At 62.3% G+C, this 15,260-nt stretch carries 13 protein-coding genes; 6 read left to right on the top strand and 7 right to left on the bottom strand.

Annotated features, from left to right (window positions below; genetic code table 11):
• Positions 1–3: 3 nt before the first annotated feature.
• The 7 genes from CQ041_RS00440 to mreB all read right to left on the bottom strand — a co-directional run bounded on the left by CQ041_RS00440 (position 4) and on the right by mreB (position 9,717).
• Positions 4–852, bottom strand: a complete 849-nt coding sequence (locus CQ041_RS00440) for a carbon-nitrogen hydrolase family protein (protein ID WP_105520891.1) — start codon at positions 850–852, stop codon at positions 4–6.
• Between the two features lie 48 nt (positions 853–900).
• Positions 901–4,719 (bottom strand): YhdP family protein, encoded by a 3,819-nt coding sequence (locus tag CQ041_RS00435; RefSeq protein ID WP_105520892.1) that lies wholly within the window; start codon positions 4,717–4,719, stop codon positions 901–903.
• Between the two features lie 42 nt (positions 4,720–4,761).
• A complete protein-coding gene (rng, locus tag CQ041_RS00430) occupies positions 4,762–6,219 on the bottom strand; it encodes a ribonuclease G (RefSeq protein WP_105520893.1) in 1,458 nt (485 codons plus the stop codon).
• 70 nt (positions 6,220–6,289) lie between these two features.
• A complete protein-coding gene (locus CQ041_RS00425; RefSeq protein WP_105520894.1) occupies positions 6,290–6,886 on the bottom strand; it encodes a nucleoside triphosphate pyrophosphatase in 597 nt (198 codons plus the stop codon).
• 51 nt (positions 6,887–6,937) lie between these two features.
• Entirely contained in the window at positions 6,938–7,426 is a 489-nt protein-coding gene (gene mreD / locus CQ041_RS00420; RefSeq protein ID WP_105520895.1) for a rod shape-determining protein MreD, read from the bottom strand.
• Positions 7,426–8,541, bottom strand: coding sequence for a rod shape-determining protein MreC (gene mreC / locus CQ041_RS00415; RefSeq protein ID WP_105520896.1), 1,116 nt, complete (start codon positions 8,539–8,541; stop codon positions 7,426–7,428). The genes mreD and mreC overlap by 1 nt, the downstream gene beginning before the upstream one ends.
• Before the next feature lie 138 nt (positions 8,542–8,679).
• Entirely contained in the window at positions 8,680–9,717 is a 1,038-nt protein-coding gene (gene mreB, locus CQ041_RS00410; protein ID WP_002555108.1) for a rod shape-determining protein MreB, read from the bottom strand.
• Between the two features lie 211 nt (positions 9,718–9,928).
• On the opposite strand from mreB, the gene gatC reads away from it, so the two are divergent.
• The 6 genes from gatC (at position 9,929) to CQ041_RS00380 (ending at position 15,157) form a co-directional block, all read left to right on the top strand.
• Complete coding sequence (gatC, locus tag CQ041_RS00405; RefSeq protein WP_105520897.1) at positions 9,929–10,216, top strand: Asp-tRNA(Asn)/Glu-tRNA(Gln) amidotransferase subunit GatC; 288 nt, start codon at positions 9,929–9,931, stop codon at positions 10,214–10,216.
• A gap of 17 nt (positions 10,217–10,233) precedes the next feature.
• A complete protein-coding gene (gatA, locus tag CQ041_RS00400; RefSeq protein ID WP_105520898.1) occupies positions 10,234–11,685 on the top strand; it encodes an Asp-tRNA(Asn)/Glu-tRNA(Gln) amidotransferase subunit GatA in 1,452 nt (483 codons plus the stop codon).
• Between the two features lie 10 nt (positions 11,686–11,695).
• Entirely contained in the window at positions 11,696–13,141 is a 1,446-nt protein-coding gene (gatB, locus tag CQ041_RS00395; protein WP_105520899.1) for an Asp-tRNA(Asn)/Glu-tRNA(Gln) amidotransferase subunit GatB, read from the top strand.
• Between the two features lie 160 nt (positions 13,142–13,301).
• Positions 13,302–13,673 (top strand): septal ring lytic transglycosylase RlpA family protein, encoded by a 372-nt coding sequence (locus CQ041_RS00390; RefSeq protein ID WP_105520900.1) that lies wholly within the window; start codon positions 13,302–13,304, stop codon positions 13,671–13,673.
• Between the two features lie 57 nt (positions 13,674–13,730).
• Positions 13,731–14,777 carry a calcium/sodium antiporter gene (locus tag CQ041_RS00385; protein WP_105520901.1) on the top strand — a complete coding sequence of 349 codons (1,047 nt, stop codon included), beginning with the start codon at positions 13,731–13,733 and terminating at the stop codon, positions 14,775–14,777.
• Positions 14,774–15,157 (top strand): carboxymuconolactone decarboxylase family protein, encoded by a 384-nt coding sequence (locus tag CQ041_RS00380; RefSeq protein WP_105520902.1) that lies wholly within the window; start codon positions 14,774–14,776, stop codon positions 15,155–15,157. Before CQ041_RS00385 ends, CQ041_RS00380 begins: the two co-directional genes overlap by 4 nt.
• Positions 15,158–15,260 lie beyond the last annotated feature (103 nt).

The raw sequence follows: 15,260 nt of genomic DNA, 5'->3' as shown, positions 1-15,260 counted from the left end.
AATTCATCGTTCCGAGGCAGGCCGCTGTGCGCCCTGCGAGAAAAAGCGCCGATGGTTGACCACCGGCATGCGCGTCCGTATCGACGCTTGTTCAGTGCTATCGCGTTCGGCCAGCAACACCGCTTCGCCTTGATCCTGTTGTGTCAGCACCTGCCCCCAGGGGTCGACAATCGCCGCGTGGCCATAGGTTTCACGAGGCCCCGGGTGCACGCCGCCCTGGGCAGCCGCCAGCAGGTAGCACTGAGTCTCGATGGCCCGCGCGCGAATCAGCACGTCCCAGTGCGCTGCGCCGGTCACCGCGGTAAACGCCGAAGGCGCGGTAATCAATTCGGCTCCGGCTGCACGCAACTCGCTGTACAGCTCGGGAAAGCGCAGGTCATAACACACGGTCAGGCCCAAACGCCCTACCGGTGTGTCCGCCACCACCAAGTTGCTCCCGAAAGCATAGTCGTCGGATTCGCGATATCGACCACGGGCATCGGCGACATCGACATCGAACAGGTGCAGCTTGTCGTAACGGGCAACGATTTCGCCCCGGTCATCGACCAGCAGCGAGCAGGCGTTCGACTTGCCGTGCGGCTGCCCCTCTGGCGGCAATGGCAACGTGCCTGCCACTATCCATAAAGTGAGGTCGCGGGCGGTCTGTTTCAACCATGGCAGGATCGGACCTTCGCCCAACGCCTCGGCACGGCCGATGTCGGCCACGTCGCGCCGGCCCATGGCTGCGAAGTTCTCTGGCAACACGGCCAGCTTGGCACCCGCCAGGGCGGCTTGCTCCAGCAAGCGCCGGGCCTGGGCCAGGTTGGCCAGCACATCGCTCTGGCTGACCATTTGAATTACCGCAAGGGACATGGGCCGACTCTCCGTCATGGGCGTGCAGCCATGCTACTCCACAGGCTCTCAGTTTGGTTTTTCAAATGGCTTGTCGAAAGTGATTTTCGGGTCTTTCCACGGCCCTTCCACTTTGTATTGCACGCTGGCGAAACGCGAAACCCGGTCGCCGATCAACTTGTCGATCAGGAACAAGGCGCCGCCAATCGCCGGCGCCCCGACGATCAGCGCAGCAATCGGCAAATTGTTGGTCACCGGCAGCGTCACCAGCAGCTTGGCATCGACGCGATCGGCCACCAGGTCAAGGGTGCCGTTAAGTTCCAGGTTGGTCGATGGCCCGGTCATGGTGATGGGCTCACGGGTGACAAACACGCCATTACTGGCCGCCAGCAAGCCCTTGACCCGGTCATAACTCAAGCCCTTGCCCAACAGGTCGGAGAAGTCCAGGCGCAGGCGACGGCCAATGGAGTTGAAGTTCAGCAGGCCAAACACCCGCAAAGCCTGGGCGCCCCCGTCGACTTCAACGAACTGTCCGGTGCGGAACGATGCATCCAGGCTGCCGGAGAAGCGCTTGGGCCCGACATAAGCCGGCGAACCCGGCCAGCGACCGTCTACATCCAGGTGGAAGTCCTGGCTGGTAACCGTAGGCGCAAAGCCCCAACCCTTGAGCACATCGCCAATGTTCTTGCCGTCCAGGCGGCCCTTGTACCAACTGCTGCTGTCGCCCACCGCGCCTTCCCAACCACCGGCCCCCTTGAGCTGCATGCCCTTCAAGCCCAGGTCCAGGCTGTTGAAGGCCATGCCCTTGGCGGTCGGCCGGATCTTCAGCGACCACGCACCTATCAGGTCAGGGCCCTGGAACAACTGGTCAATGGCGATATCCAGCGCCGGAATGGCCTTGGGATCGACATCGGCGAGTGGGTCCGGCGCGTTTTCGTCGGCCTGCACGCCAGGGTCCGGCGCCGGTAACTTCACGTACTGCAGGTTGATCGCAATCGGCGCGCCCTTGGCGTCCGGCAAGTTCACCTTGCCCTTGGCCTGCTGGCTGTCGAGTTGCAGATCCCAGGCGGCAGGCTTGCGGTTCAGTTGCAGGCTGACCTGATCAAAGCGGGTGCCAAACCCCGTGAGCGTGCCGACCTTGAAGTCAGCGCCGCTGAGCAATTGCTTGGCACTGCCACCCGGGTCGTCGCCGGCATACTGGCTGACCAATTTTCGCCATGGGTCGACATCCAGCTCCGAAAGCACGCCACGAATACGCAAGCCCTTGCCACCCGGCAGCACGGCATCGCCATCACCGAGAAACAATTCGCCACGCCCGTCATTGAAGTTGTCCGGTGGCGCGGCAAAGGTGAAGTTCGCCAGTTCACCGTAATCGAACCAGTACCGGCGCTCGGCGCCCTGCAAGGTCATGCGAAATACACTGTCGCGACCCTGGCTGGCCGGCATGCCGAACGGCGCCGGCAAGTCCACCGCCACGCCCTTGAGGTTGGAACTGACCATTAATTGGCTGTCGGCTCCGTCCAGGTTCAATTGCAGCTGATACGGGATGTCGCCAGACACCGGCAGGGGCTGGGCCACTTTCAGCCAGTCCGTCAGCCGCTTGACCGTCACCTGCCCCTTGGCGGTCACCCGCGTGCTGATGTTGCCCGGCTTGCCGTCAGCGAAGATCTGCGCAGTGATCGGCCGGTCGAACGCCTGGGCGGTGATGTTCTGGCCACTGAGGCCCTTGGCGCTGTCGAAACGGAAATCACCCTTGAGCTGGGTCAGGTCCAGGGTGGGTTCGGCCAATTGCAGGCGGGCCTTGTCGGTCTTGAAGTCCACCACGATTTTCGGCTCGGTGCCCTTGGCCAGCGGGATATCCAGGTCCAGGCTGCCTTGCAGGTCGCCCTCGCCTTTCCAACCGGCGAAGGTCGACGCGGTGCCGATCGGCGCTTCCTGCAGGATCTTCAGGCCATCGCCCAGGCCGCCGGCGAAACCACCGGTGAGCAGCAAGTGACTGTCGCTGCCCGCAGGCGCGTGGGGAATATTGACGTAGACGTCCTTGACCTTGGTGTCGAGCAACTGGCCCTTGCTCGCCAGGATGCGCACGCCGCTCTCCTCGACGAACACTTCGCCCTTGACCTTGCTCACATGGGGCCAGCCCGGCTGGAATGCCAATTCGGCGTCGTGCACCTTGAAGAACAGGCTGATATTGCGCGAAGCCGGCAACGCGCCGTGGTTGAGCGAGCCCTGGTACTGGAAGAAGCCTTCGTCGACGGCACCTTTCAGGATCGCCGTTCGCAACCACTCATCCAGCGCCGGGCTCAACACCGCCGGCAGGTATTTGGGGGTGAAGCGGCCGTCGCCATCGACCATGCCGACCCGCAGGTCCATGTAGTCTTCCTGGCTGTGATCGAAGTGCAGGCGGATCAGGAAGTCGGCGGCCACCTTGCCCTCTTCACCCAGCACCTTGATATACGGCGCGATCAGGGTGAAACCTTGTTTGTCCAACTTCCAGGTCAGACGCGCATTGGCCTGGATGTACTGCCAGGGCTTGGCGAAGATCGGGTCCAGGTGCAGGGAAAAATCCTTGCTGTCCATGCGCAACTCGCCCTGGCCGAGGTCGCCGCTGATGCTGCCGGATACGTTACGCGCGGCCGGCGCGCCGAAATAGGCGTCAAAGCCGACGCGCTCCAGGTTGGCGGCGAAGCTGACTTTACGATCGGTGCTATCCTGCGGCCGGACGTCCACCAGCACATTGCGCAACAGGCCAGTGGCCTTGAGGTGTTCGACGGTCTTGGCAAACCCTTCTGGCAAAGGGGCCAGGGCGTTGAGCAACGGCGTGATGGGGGTGAGGTCCAGGCGGTCGGCCTGCAGCTTCCAGACCTCCTGATCCTTGTCGGTCGCCAGCGTCTGCTGCAACTGCACACGCGATTCCCAGCGGGTTTCACCGAGGTTCATCGCCAGCGAATCGAACAGGACCTTGAGGCCGGTTTCACTGCGCTGCAGGTAGGCGGTAAGCGCAAGGTTTTCGATGTGCACCGGCTTGCGCTCGGCGTAGCTGCCCTTCACCTGCGGCGAATTGAGGCGTACCGCTGCACTTTGTACGGTGCCCTTGGCCCAGCTCAGCCAGAACTCGCCGCCGGCCTTGAATTGGGTCAGTTTCCACTGTTGCGTCAGCCTGGCCGGGATCCACTTGGCCCAATCGCTCTGAGGCAGGCTCAGGTAGGCCTGGAACGCGCCTTCCTTCCATTGGCTGGCACGAATGCGGCTGCGCAGGCTCACCGCCAACGGCTGGCCATCGGGCAAGGTCAGGCGTGCGTCCAGGCGTTGCTGGGTCATGCCGGTGTGCAGGCTCAGGCCTACGTAGGTCAGGGTCAGCGGAGCCTGGTCGAACGGCTGAAGGGTCACTTGGCTGTCGAGCAGCGACACGCGCTTGACCCTCTGCATGCGCGTGAGCACTTGCTCGGGGTCCAGCGGCTGGTCGTCCTGCAGCGTCGGCAGGCCCTGCAGCGTCCAGTGGCCGTCCTTGTCTTCGCGGGCGCTGAGCTGCAAGCCGCTGACGCGCAGGTGGGCGATACGCACCTCGCGCGCCATCAGGCTGGCCCAGATATCCGGCACCACTTCGACCTGGTCCAGGCGCACGGCACTGCTGCCCTCGCCCACCATTACGTCATGGGCCAGCAACACGGGCGCGAAGCCACTCCAGCGACCTTCAAGGCTGCCGATCTGCAACGGCGCCTCAGCCGCCGCCTGGGCCCTGGCTTCGACTTCGGCGCGATATTCGGCCACCAGCGGGGTCAACTCGCGCCCCAGGCTCACGTACACCGCTGCCAGTACCAGCAGCAACGCACAGAGGCCCAGGCCCCAACGGGTCAGGGCGGCAAAAAAGCGTTTCAGACGCTCCATGTCAGGCGACCCTCAAGGCAGTCAAAAGTAAGCGAATGGGGATCAGAGCAGCACCACGTCGTATTGTTCCTGGGAATACATGGTTTCGACCTGGAAACGAATCGTGCGTCCGATAAACCCCTCCAGCTCCGCGACGTTGCCGGACTCTTCATCCAGCAACCGGTCGACCACTTTCTGGTTGGCAAGCACCCTGTAACCTTCGGCCTGGTAGGCCCGCGCCTCTCGCAGGATTTCTCGGAAAATCTCGTAGCAAACGGTTTCCGGGGTCTTCAACTTGCCGCGTCCCTGGCAACTGCTGCAGGGTTCGCACAGCACTTGCTCCAGGCTTTCGCGGGTGCGCTTGCGGGTCATCTGCACCAGGCCCAACTCGGTGATGCCGATGATGTTGGTCTTGGCGTGATCGCGCTCCAATTGCTTTTCGAGGGTACGCAACACCTGGCGTTGGTGCTCTTCATCCTCCATGTCGATGAAGTCGATGATGATGATGCCGCCCAGGTTGCGCAGGCGCAATTGACGGGCAATCGCGGTGGCCGCTTCGAGGTTGGTCTTGAAGATGGTCTCCTCGAGGTTGCGATGGCCCACGAACGCACCGGTGTTGACGTCGATGGTGGTCATGGCCTCCGCCGGATCGACCACCAGGTAACCACCGGACTTGAGCGGCACCTTGCGTTCCAGGGCTTTCTGGATTTCGTCTTCGACGCCGTACAGGTCGAAGATCGGCCGCTCGCCAGGGTAGTGTTCCAGGCGGTCGGCAATTTCCGGCATCAGCTCGGCGACAAATTGCGTGGTGCGCTGGAAGGTTTCCCGCGAGTCGATGCGAATTTTCTCAATCTTCGGGCTGACCAGGTCGCGCAGGGTGCGCAGGGCCAGGCCAAGGTCCTCGTAGATGACGCTGGGGGCGCCGATCGTTTTGATCTGGATGCCAATCTGGTCCCACAGGCGCCGCAGGTAGCGGATGTCCATGAGGATTTCATCGGCACCGGCGCCCTCGGCGGCAGTGCGCAGGATAAAGCCGCCTGCTTCCTTGATCCCCTCGGCAGCCACGCAGTCGCTGACCACCTTTTTCAGGCGATCACGCTCGCCTTCGTCTTCGATCTTCAGGGAAATACCGACGTGCGCGGTGCGCGGCATGTACACGAGGTAACGCGACGGTATCGACAGTTGCGTGGTCAGCCGTGCGCCTTTGGAACCGATGGGGTCCTTGGTGACTTGCACCACCAGGCTCTGCCCTTCGTGCACCAGCGCGCTGATGCTTTCCACCGCGGGCCCTTCACGCAGGGAGATTTCCGAAGCATGGATAAACGCGGCGCGGTCCAGGCCAATGTCGACGAACGCCGCCTGCATGCCCGGCAATACGCGCACCACCTTGCCTTTATAGATGTTGCCGACGATCCCGCGCTTCTGAGTGCGCTCGACATGCACTTCTTGCAGAACACCGTTCTCTACCACCGCCACGCGCGATTCCATCGGCGTGATATTGATCAGAATCTCTTCACTCATGGCTGGGTCTCGTTCAGGCGTTTTCACAATAGTGACCGATCGCTTAGGGCTGGGCGCTGGAGCAAGGCGTTCAGCGCGCGGTAAGGTGTTGCCAACAGGGTATGCCGAAATGCTGGAGCAGTTGCGCGGTTTCGCACACGGGCAAGCCAACGACGGCGGAATAACTGCCATTGAGCCCGGCAACAAACACCGATCCAAGCCCTTGGATAGCATAGCCGCCCGCCTTGTCCTGGGGTTCGCCGCTGTGCCAGTACGCGGTCGCCTCCTCGACGCTGACGTCACGAAACCGTACACGACTGCTTACACAAACTGTCTCGCAACGCTGGCCATCCGCCAGGGCGATGGCGGTCAGCACCTCATGTTCACGACCCGACAAGGCCATCAACATCGCCAGTGCGTCAGCCTGGTCCACCGGTTTGCCGAGGATCTTGCTATCGACAATCACGGCGGTATCGGCGCCCAGCACGCAAGCACCGACGCTATTCCCAAGCGCAGCCAAACCCGCCGCTGCCTTGCCGCGCGCGAGGCGCTCGACGTAGGAAACGTCGGATTCATCAGCAAGGGGGGTTTCATCGATAGCCGCGCTGACCACGGTGAAGGGCACACCGATCTGCGTCAGCAGTTCACGCCGCCTCGGAGAGCCCGAGGCCAGATAAAGCGAATTCATTGCAGACTCTCCCTGTAGTGTTTGATAACCAGGCAGAGCCTCGCAATCCATTCAATTGATTTTATAGCGTCGACGTAAACCGCGCAGGCCAAAGCTGATCCAGGGCCACAACAACGCACTGACCAGCGCCGGCAATACCAGCGCCAGCGTTGGTTGGCGATTGCCAGTCAATGCACTGAGCCACAATTGCACCAGCTGCGCCAGGCCGAAGATCACCAGGATCACCAGGCTTTGCTGCCACATCGGGAACATGCGCAAACGCTGCTGCAACGACAGCACCAGGAAGGTGATGAGGGTCAGGATCAACGCGTTCTGGCCCAGCAAGGTGCCATAGAGCACATCTTCCGCCAAGCCCAGGAACATCGCCGTGACCATGCCGACCTTATGCGGCAGGTTCAATGCCCAGAATGCCAGGAGCAGCGCCAGCCAGAGCGGACGCAGGATCTCCATGAACTGTGGCAAGGGCGAGACGCTGAGCAGCAGGCCGATGGCGAACGTCAGCCAGACCATCCAGCCATTGCGAGAATGAGTACTGGCCATTATTCCTCCCTCTGCCGCATGGTGGTGGTTGGCGCTGCAGCGGGCGGTTTCACCGCGGGCGTGGTGGTCGCTGGTAGCTTGGTGGCAGCGGGCTTCACTGGGTGAGCTGCGCTGGCCGCAGGCTTGACCGGGGTGGCAACGGGGGCAACCGCCGCGGGGGCGGCAGCAGGTACCGGCGCCGGGGCTGGCGTGGCAGGCTTGGGCACGGTGGCTGGCAGGGTCGGCACGATACCGTTCTTCTGGTCTTCCGCTTCCTGGGCCTGGGCGGCGTCGTTGGCGCGCTCTTCGGCGGTGCGGTTGTCACTGAATACCAGCAGCAGGTAGCGGCTGCGGTTCAGGGCGGCGGTAGGCACGGCACGCACAATCGCGAAAGGCTGGCCGGAATCGTGGATCACTTCCTTCACCGTCGCCACCGGGTACCCTGCCGGGAAACGCTGACCAAGGCCGGAACTGACCAGCAGGTCGCCTTCCTTGATATCGGCAGTGTCGGCCACGTGGCGCAGCTCCAGGCGCTCGGGGTTGCCGGTACCGCTGGCAATCGCTCGCAGGCCGTTGCGGTTCACCTGCACCGGAATGCTGTGGGTGGTGTCCGTCAGCAGCAATACCCGTGAGGTGTAAGGCATCAGCTCGACCACCTGGCCCATCAGGCCACGGGCATCGAGCACCGGCTGACCGAGCACCACACCGTCGCGCTCACCCTTGTTGATGATGATGCGATGGGTGAAGGGGTTGGGGTCCATGCCGATCAACTCGGCCACTTCGACCTTCTCGTTGACCAGCGCGGAAGAATTGAGCAACTCACGCAGCCGAACGTTCTGCTCGGTGAGGGCCGCCAGCTTCTGCATGCGCCCCTGCAACAGCAGGTTTTCGGTCTTGAGCTTTTCGTTTTCGGCCACCAGTTCGGTGCGGCTGCCAAACTGGCTGGCCACGCCCTGGAACAGTCGTTGCGGCAGGTCGGTGATCCAGTAGGTCTGCATCAACACCAGCGACATCTGGCTACGCACAGGCTTGAGCAGTGCAAAGCGGGCATCGACCACCATCAGCGCGACCGAAAGCACGACCAGCACCAACAAGCGCACGCCCAATGAGGGGCCTTTGGTAAAAAGCGGTTTAATAAGCCGCTCCTCCCAGGCAAATGTTTTCTTTATTCATACGGCATCTAACCGGCCTGGATGCAGATTGAAGAAGATAAACGCCAACAGGCAGCACTGCAAAGTGCTGCCTGCTGGCCAAGCATGAACCGCTCAACCGGCTTATTCGCTGGAGAGCAGGTCCATGGTGTGTTTATCCATCATTTCCAGTGCACGACCACCGCCACGGGCAACGCAGGTCAGCGGGTCTTCGGCGACGATCACCGGCAGGCCGGTTTCCTGGGCCAGCAGCTTGTCGAGGTCGCGCAGCAAGGCGCCACCACCGGTCAACACCAGGCCGCGTTCGGCGATGTCGGAAGCCAGTTCCGGCGGCGATTGCTCCAGGGCGCTCTTCACAGCCTGAACGATGGTGGCCAGGGACTCTTGCAGAGCTTCCAGCACTTCATTGGAGTTCAGGGTGAACGCACGTGGCACGCCTTCGGCCAGGTTGCGACCGCGCACATCGACTTCGCGCACTTCGCCGCCCGGGTAAGCGGTACCGATTTCCTGCTTGATGCGCTCGGCGGTGGATTCACCGATCAGGCTGCCGTAGTTACGACGTACATAAGTGATGATCGCTTCGTCGAAACGGTCGCCGCCCACTCGGACGGATTCGGCATACACCACACCGTTCAGGGAGATCAGGGCAATCTCAGTGGTACCCCCACCGATATCCACCACCATCGAACCGCGCGCTTCTTCAACCGGCAGGCCGGCACCGATCGCGGCAGCCATTGGCTCTTCGATCAGGAACACTTCGCGGGCACCGGCGCCAAGGGCCGATTCACGGATGGCACGACGCTCCACCTGGGTGGACTTGCACGGAACGCAGATCAGCACACGAGGGCTGGGCTGCAGGAAACTGTTTTCGTGAACTTTGTTGATGAAGTACTGCAGCATCTTCTCGCAGACGCTGAAGTCGGCGATCACGCCGTCTTTCATCGGACGAATGGCAGCAATATTGCCTGGTGTACGGCCGAGCATGCGCTTGGCCTCGGTGCCAACGGCAACGACACTTTTCTGATTACCATGGGTCCGAATGGCCACAACCGATGGCTCATTCAGAACGATACCGCGCTCGCGCACGTAAATAAGGGTGTTGGCAGTGCCCAGGTCAATGGAAAGATCGCTGGAAAACATGCCACGCAGTTTCTTGAACATGGGGAAAGGACCCTAGGCAACGCGTGGGTAAAAAAGTGCGGCAAACTCTAACAACGACAGGGATTTTGGGCAAGGCGCCAATGTGCTAAATTGGCCGACTTTCTGTGCACCAACCCCCACAATCGCGGCCATATGACCGTAGAAATGCGGTAGTGTTCCGACAATCTAACACACGGACGCCCTCCGTTCCGTTTTCCACTGGAGAATCCCCATGGCGCTTGAACGCTCCGACGTGGAAAAAATCGCGCATCTGGCCTCGCTTGGCCTCAATGATGGCGATATTCCACGCACCACCGAAGCCCTGAACAGCATTCTCGGGCTGGTTGACCAAATGCAGGCCGTGAATACCGACGGCATCGAGCCCCTGGCTCACCCGCTGGAAGCCAGCCAGCGCCTGCGCGCAGACGTCGTGACCGAAAGCAATAATCGCGAGGCCTACCAGTCCATCGCACCAGCGGTCGAAAACGGCCTGTACCTGGTACCGAAAGTCATCGACTAATAGGGAAAGAGCCTTTCATGCATCACATGACTCTGGCCGAGATCGCCCGCGGTCTCGCCGACAAAAAGTTTTCTTCCGAAGAGCTGACCAAGACCCTGCTCGCGCGCATCGCCGAGCTCGATCCACAGGTCAACAGCTTCATCAGCCTCACCGAAGAGCTGGCGCTGAGCCAGGCCAAGGCCGCCGACGCACGTCGCGCCAACGGTGAGAACGGCGCGCTGCTGGGTGCCCCAATCGCCCACAAGGACCTGTTCTGCACCCAGGGCATTCGCACCAGCTGCGGCTCGAAGATGCTCGACAACTTCAAGGCGCCCTACGACGCCACCGTGGTGTCCAAGCTGGCTGCCGCCGGGGCCGTGACCCTGGGCAAGACCAACATGGACGAATTCGCCATGGGCTCGGCCAACGAGTCGAGCTACTACGGCGCAGTGAAAAACCCATGGAACCTGGAGCACGTGCCTGGCGGTTCGTCCGGCGGTTCGGCTGCCGCCGTTGCGGCGCGCTTCCTGCCGGCAGCGACGGCCACTGACACCGGCGGCTCGATCCGCCAACCCGCAGCCTTCACCAACCTCACCGGCTTGAAGCCGACCTACGGTCGCGTTTCCCGTTGGGGCATGATCGCCTATGCGTCCAGCCTCGATCAGGGTGGCCCGTTGGCACGCACTGCAGAAGACTGCGCGATTTTGTTACAAGGCATGGCAGGGTTCGATAAACAGGACTCCACCAGCATCGACGAGCCGGTGCCGGACTACAGCGCCAGCCTCAACACCTCGATCAAGGGCCTGCGCATCGGCGTGCCGAAGGAATACTTCAGCGCCGGTCTCGACCCCCGCATCGCCGAGCTGGTTCACAACAGCGTCAAGACGCTGGAAAGCCTGGGCGCCGTGATCAAGGAAATCAGCCTGCCGAACAACCAGCACGCGATTCCCGCGTACTACGTGATCGCGCCAGCGGAAGCCTCCTCCAACCTGTCGCGTTTCGACGGCGTGCGTTTCGGCTACCGCTGCGAAAACCCGAAAGACCTGACCGACCTGTACAAGCGCTCCCGTGGCGAAGGCTTCGGTGCCGAAGTGCAGCGCCGGATCATGGTGGGTGCCTACGCCCTGTCGGCCGGCTACTACGATGCGTACTACCTCAAGGCGCAAAAAATCCGTCGCCTGGTTAAGAACGACTTCATGGCTGCCTTCGAAGAAGTCGACGTGATCCTCGGCCCAACCACGCCGAACCCGGCCTGGAAGCTTGGCGCCAAGAACGGCGACCCGGTGGCTGCGTACCTCGAAGACCTGTACACCATCACCGCCAACCTCGCGGGCCTGCCGGGCTTGTCCATGCCTGCCGGTTTCGTCGATGGCCTGCCGGTAGGCGTGCAATTGCTCGCCCCGTATTTCCAGGAAGGCCGCCTGCTCAATGTGGCGCACCAGTACCAGTTGAACACCGACTGGCACACCCGCACCCCTACCGGCTTCTGAGGACGACACTATGCAATGGGAAGTTGTAATCGGGCTGGAGATTCATACCCAGCTCGCCACCCAATCGAAGATTTTTTCCGGTAGCGCCACCACGTTCGGCTCCGAGCCCAACACCCAGGCCAGCCTGGTTGACCTGGGCATGCCCGGCGTACTGCCGGTGCTGAACCAGGAAGCCGTGCGCATGGCGGTGATGTTCGGCCTGGCGATTGACGCCGAGATCGGCCAGCACAACGTGTTCGCGCGCAAGAACTACTTCTACCCGGACCTGCCCAAGGGCTACCAGATCAGCCAGATGGAACTGCCGATTGTCGGCAAGGGCCACCTGGACATCCCGCTGGAAGACGGCACCATCAAGCGTGTCGGCGTGACCCGTGCGCACCTGGAAGAAGACGCTGGCAAAAGCCTGCACGAAGAGTTCCCGGGCGCCACCGGTATCGACCTGAACCGTGCTGGCACGCCGCTGCTGGAGATCGTGTCCGAGCCGGACATGCGCAGCGCCAAGGAAGCCGTGGCCTACGTGAAAACGATCCACGCACTGGTGCGTTATCTGGGCATCTGCGACGGCAACATGGCCGAAGGCTCGCTGCGTTGCGACTGCAACGTGTCGATCCGCCCCAAAGGCCAGGCCGAGTACGGCACCCGCTGCGAGATCAAGAACGTCAACTCGTTCCGTTTCATCGAGAAGGCGATCAACAGCGAAGTGCGTCGCCAGATCGAGCTGATCGAAGACGGCGGCAAGGTCATCCAGCAGACTCGCCTGTACGATCCGAACAAGGACGAAACCCGCGCCATGCGCAGCAAGGAGGAAGCCAACGACTACCGTTACTTCCCCGACCCGGACCTGCTGCCGGTGGTGCTTGAGGACTCGTTCCTCAGCGACATCCGCGCGACCCTGCCGGAACTGCCGCAGCAGAAACGCGAGCGTTTCCAGGAACAGTTCGGCCTGTCGGTCTACGATGCCAGCGTATTGGCCTCCAGCCGCGAGCAAGCCAACTACTTCGAACAGGTCGTGAGCATTGCCGGTGACGCCAAGCTGGCGGCCAACTGGGTAATGGTCGAGCTGGGCAGCCTGTTGAACAAACAGGGCCTGGAAATCGACGAAGCGCCGGTGAGCGCCGAGCAACTGGGCGGCATGCTGCTGCGCATCAAGGACAACACCATCTCCGGCAAAATCGCCAAGACCGTGTTTGAAGCGATGGCGAGCGGTGAAGGCAGCGCCGACGAGATCATCGAGAAGCGCGGCCTCAAGCAAGTCACCGACAGCGGCGCAATCTCGGCCGTGCTGGATGAAATGCTCGCGGCCAACGCCGAGCAGGTCGAGCAGTACCGCGCGGCTGACGAAGCCAAGCGCGGCAAGATGTTCGGCTTCTTTGTGGGCCAGGCGATGAAAGCCTCCAAAGGCAAGGCCAACCCGCAACAGGTGAACGAATTGCTGAAAAGCAAGCTCGAAGGCTGATAGCGATGAAGGGTCCGAGTCAGATTGCATGCTTGACTCGGACTAATGTGGGAGGGGGCGTGCCCCCGATGAAGGTGTGTCAGCCAGCAATTTCACTGACTGACTCACCGCTATCGGGGGCACGTCCCCTCCCCACATGTAATAGGGGGATAACCTGGAAATGAAGCGTCTATTCGGCCTCCTGGCCCTGTTCTCCCTGCTGGCCGGCTGCGCCAGCGGCCCCGTCGACCCCAATGGCTACGACGAGACCGGCACCGCCTCCTACTACGGCGCCCGGCACCATGGCAAAAAGACCGCCAGCGGTGAACCCTTCAACCAGAACGCCCTGACCGCCGCCCACCGGCAATTGCCGTTCGGCACACAGGTCAAGGTCACCAATCTGAACAACGACAAATCCGTGGTGGTGCGCATCAATGATCGCGGCCCGCATACCCGTGGGCGCTTGATCGACCTTTCCCGCAAGGCCGCCGAGCAGCTCGGCATGATCAGCAGCGGTACCGCGCGCGTGCGCGTACAAGCCCTGGGCAATTAAGGAGCGCCGGCCATCTTCGGACTACTGACCGCCCTCTCCCCCTGGAGCCTGCTGGAACTGGTCAGCGGCTTGCTGCTGCTGATCGTCGGCGCCGAAATACTGGTGCGCGCCGCCGTGCGCCTGGCCGCCAGCCTGAAGGTGCGGCCGCTGATCATCGGCCTGAGCATCGTCGCGTTCGGCAGCAGTGCGCCGCAGATGACCGTCAGCCTCCAAGCCACCCTGGCCGGCAACACTGACATTGCCGTGGGCAGCGTGATCGGCAGCAGTATCTTCAATATCCTGGTGACCCTGGGCCTGTCAGCCCTGGTCATTCCGCTGCGGGTCTCGCGCCAGCTGGTACGCCTGGATATCCCGGTGATGATCATCGCGGCGCTGCTGGTGTTCATCCTGGCGGGCAACGAGGAACTCACCCCCGTCGATGGCTCGCTGCTGCTGGTCGCGCTGGCCGCCTATCTGGGCGTGCTGCATTACCAGACCCGCCATTCGCGCCGCCCACGCACGCTGGACACCGTGGCCCGCGCGCCATGGCTGAGCAGCGTGTTGCTGATGCTCGGCGGCCTGCTGATTCTGGTAGTGGCCGGGCACTTGCTGCTGGGCGCGGCAGTGGCCGTGGCCGGTGACCTTGGCCTGTCAGAGCGGGTCATTGGCCTGACCCTCATCGGCGTCGGCACCTCGCTACCCTGCCTGGCCACCTCGCTGATTGCCGCCCTGCGCGGCGAGCGGGAAATCGCCGTGGGCAACGTGATCGGCAGCAACCTGTTCAATCTGCTCGGAGTGCTCGGCATTACCGCGCTGGTGGCGCCGACGCCGTTGTCGGTGTCGCCCAATGCCCTGGACTTCGACCTGCCGGTAATGCTCGCGGCCGTGGTGCTGTGCCTGCCGATGTTCTACACCGGCTATCGCGTGACCCGTGCCGAAGGCCTGGTGCTACTGGGGCTGTACGTTGCGTATGGGTTGCACGTGATGGCGTTCACCACGGGCATGCCGTTGGCCAACAAGCTTGAGCAGCTGATGCTGTATTACGTCCTGCCAGCGCTGGTGGCATTCCTGCTGTTCAGCACGTGGCGAGCCTGGCGCCGCCAGCACAAGAGGGAGTCGCAATGACCGATCAGAAAACGTCCGGGATTGAGATGCGTCGCCAGGTGATGGGCGATGTTTTCGTCGACCGCGCCCTGGGCAATGCCACCGAGTTCACCCAGCCGCTGCAGGATTTCGTCAACGAACATGCGTGGGGTGGCGTGTGGAACCGCGAAGGGCTGTCGCTGAAAACCCGCAGCCTGATCACCCTCGCCGCACTCACTGCGCTCAAGTGCCCGCAAGAGCTCAAGGGCCACGTGCGCGGTGCGCTGAACAATGGGTGCAGCGTCGAAGAGATTCGCGAGGCGTTGCTGCATTGCGCGGTGTATGCCGGTGTGCCGGCCGCGATCGATGCGTTTCGGGCGGCGCAGGAAGTGATTGAGGCGTATCAGTTAGATCAGCAGTGATTGTTAGGTAGCTATCGGGGGCAAGCCCCCTCCCACACTTGACCGAGTTCCAACATGAGACTGCGGTCGGCTGTGGGAGGGGGCTTGCTCCCGATTGGCCCTC

This window comes from Pseudomonas sp. MYb60 (genome assembly GCF_002979555.1).
Classification (GTDB): Bacteria; Pseudomonadota; Gammaproteobacteria; order Pseudomonadales; family Pseudomonadaceae; genus Aquipseudomonas.
Note: the sequence above shows the minus strand (reverse complement) of the source record. Positions and strands in the feature narration are given on the sequence as shown.

Coding starts and splice junctions, on each gene's coding strand:
- CQ041_RS00440 (WP_105520891.1), bottom strand. CDS start 852: ATGTCCCTTGCGGTAATTCAAATGGTCAGCCAGAGCGATGTGCTGGCC.
- CQ041_RS00435 (WP_105520892.1), bottom strand. CDS start 4,719: ATGGAGCGTCTGAAACGCTTTTTTGCCGCCCTGACCCGTTGGGGCCTG.
- rng (WP_105520893.1), bottom strand. CDS start 6,219: ATGAGTGAAGAGATTCTGATCAATATCACGCCGATGGAATCGCGCGTG.
- CQ041_RS00425 (WP_105520894.1), bottom strand. CDS start 6,886: ATGAATTCGCTTTATCTGGCCTCGGGCTCTCCGAGGCGGCGTGAACTG.
- mreD (WP_105520895.1), bottom strand. CDS start 7,426: ATGGCCAGTACTCATTCTCGCAATGGCTGGATGGTCTGGCTGACGTTC.
- mreB (WP_002555108.1), bottom strand. CDS start 9,717: ATGTTCAAGAAACTGCGTGGCATGTTTTCCAGCGATCTTTCCATTGAC.
- gatC (WP_105520897.1), top strand. CDS start 9,929: ATGGCGCTTGAACGCTCCGACGTGGAAAAAATCGCGCATCTGGCCTCG.
- gatA (WP_105520898.1), top strand. CDS start 10,234: ATGCATCACATGACTCTGGCCGAGATCGCCCGCGGTCTCGCCGACAAA.
- gatB (WP_105520899.1), top strand. CDS start 11,696: ATGCAATGGGAAGTTGTAATCGGGCTGGAGATTCATACCCAGCTCGCC.
- CQ041_RS00390 (WP_105520900.1), top strand. CDS start 13,302: ATGAAGCGTCTATTCGGCCTCCTGGCCCTGTTCTCCCTGCTGGCCGGC.
- CQ041_RS00380 (WP_105520902.1), top strand. CDS start 14,774: ATGACCGATCAGAAAACGTCCGGGATTGAGATGCGTCGCCAGGTGATG.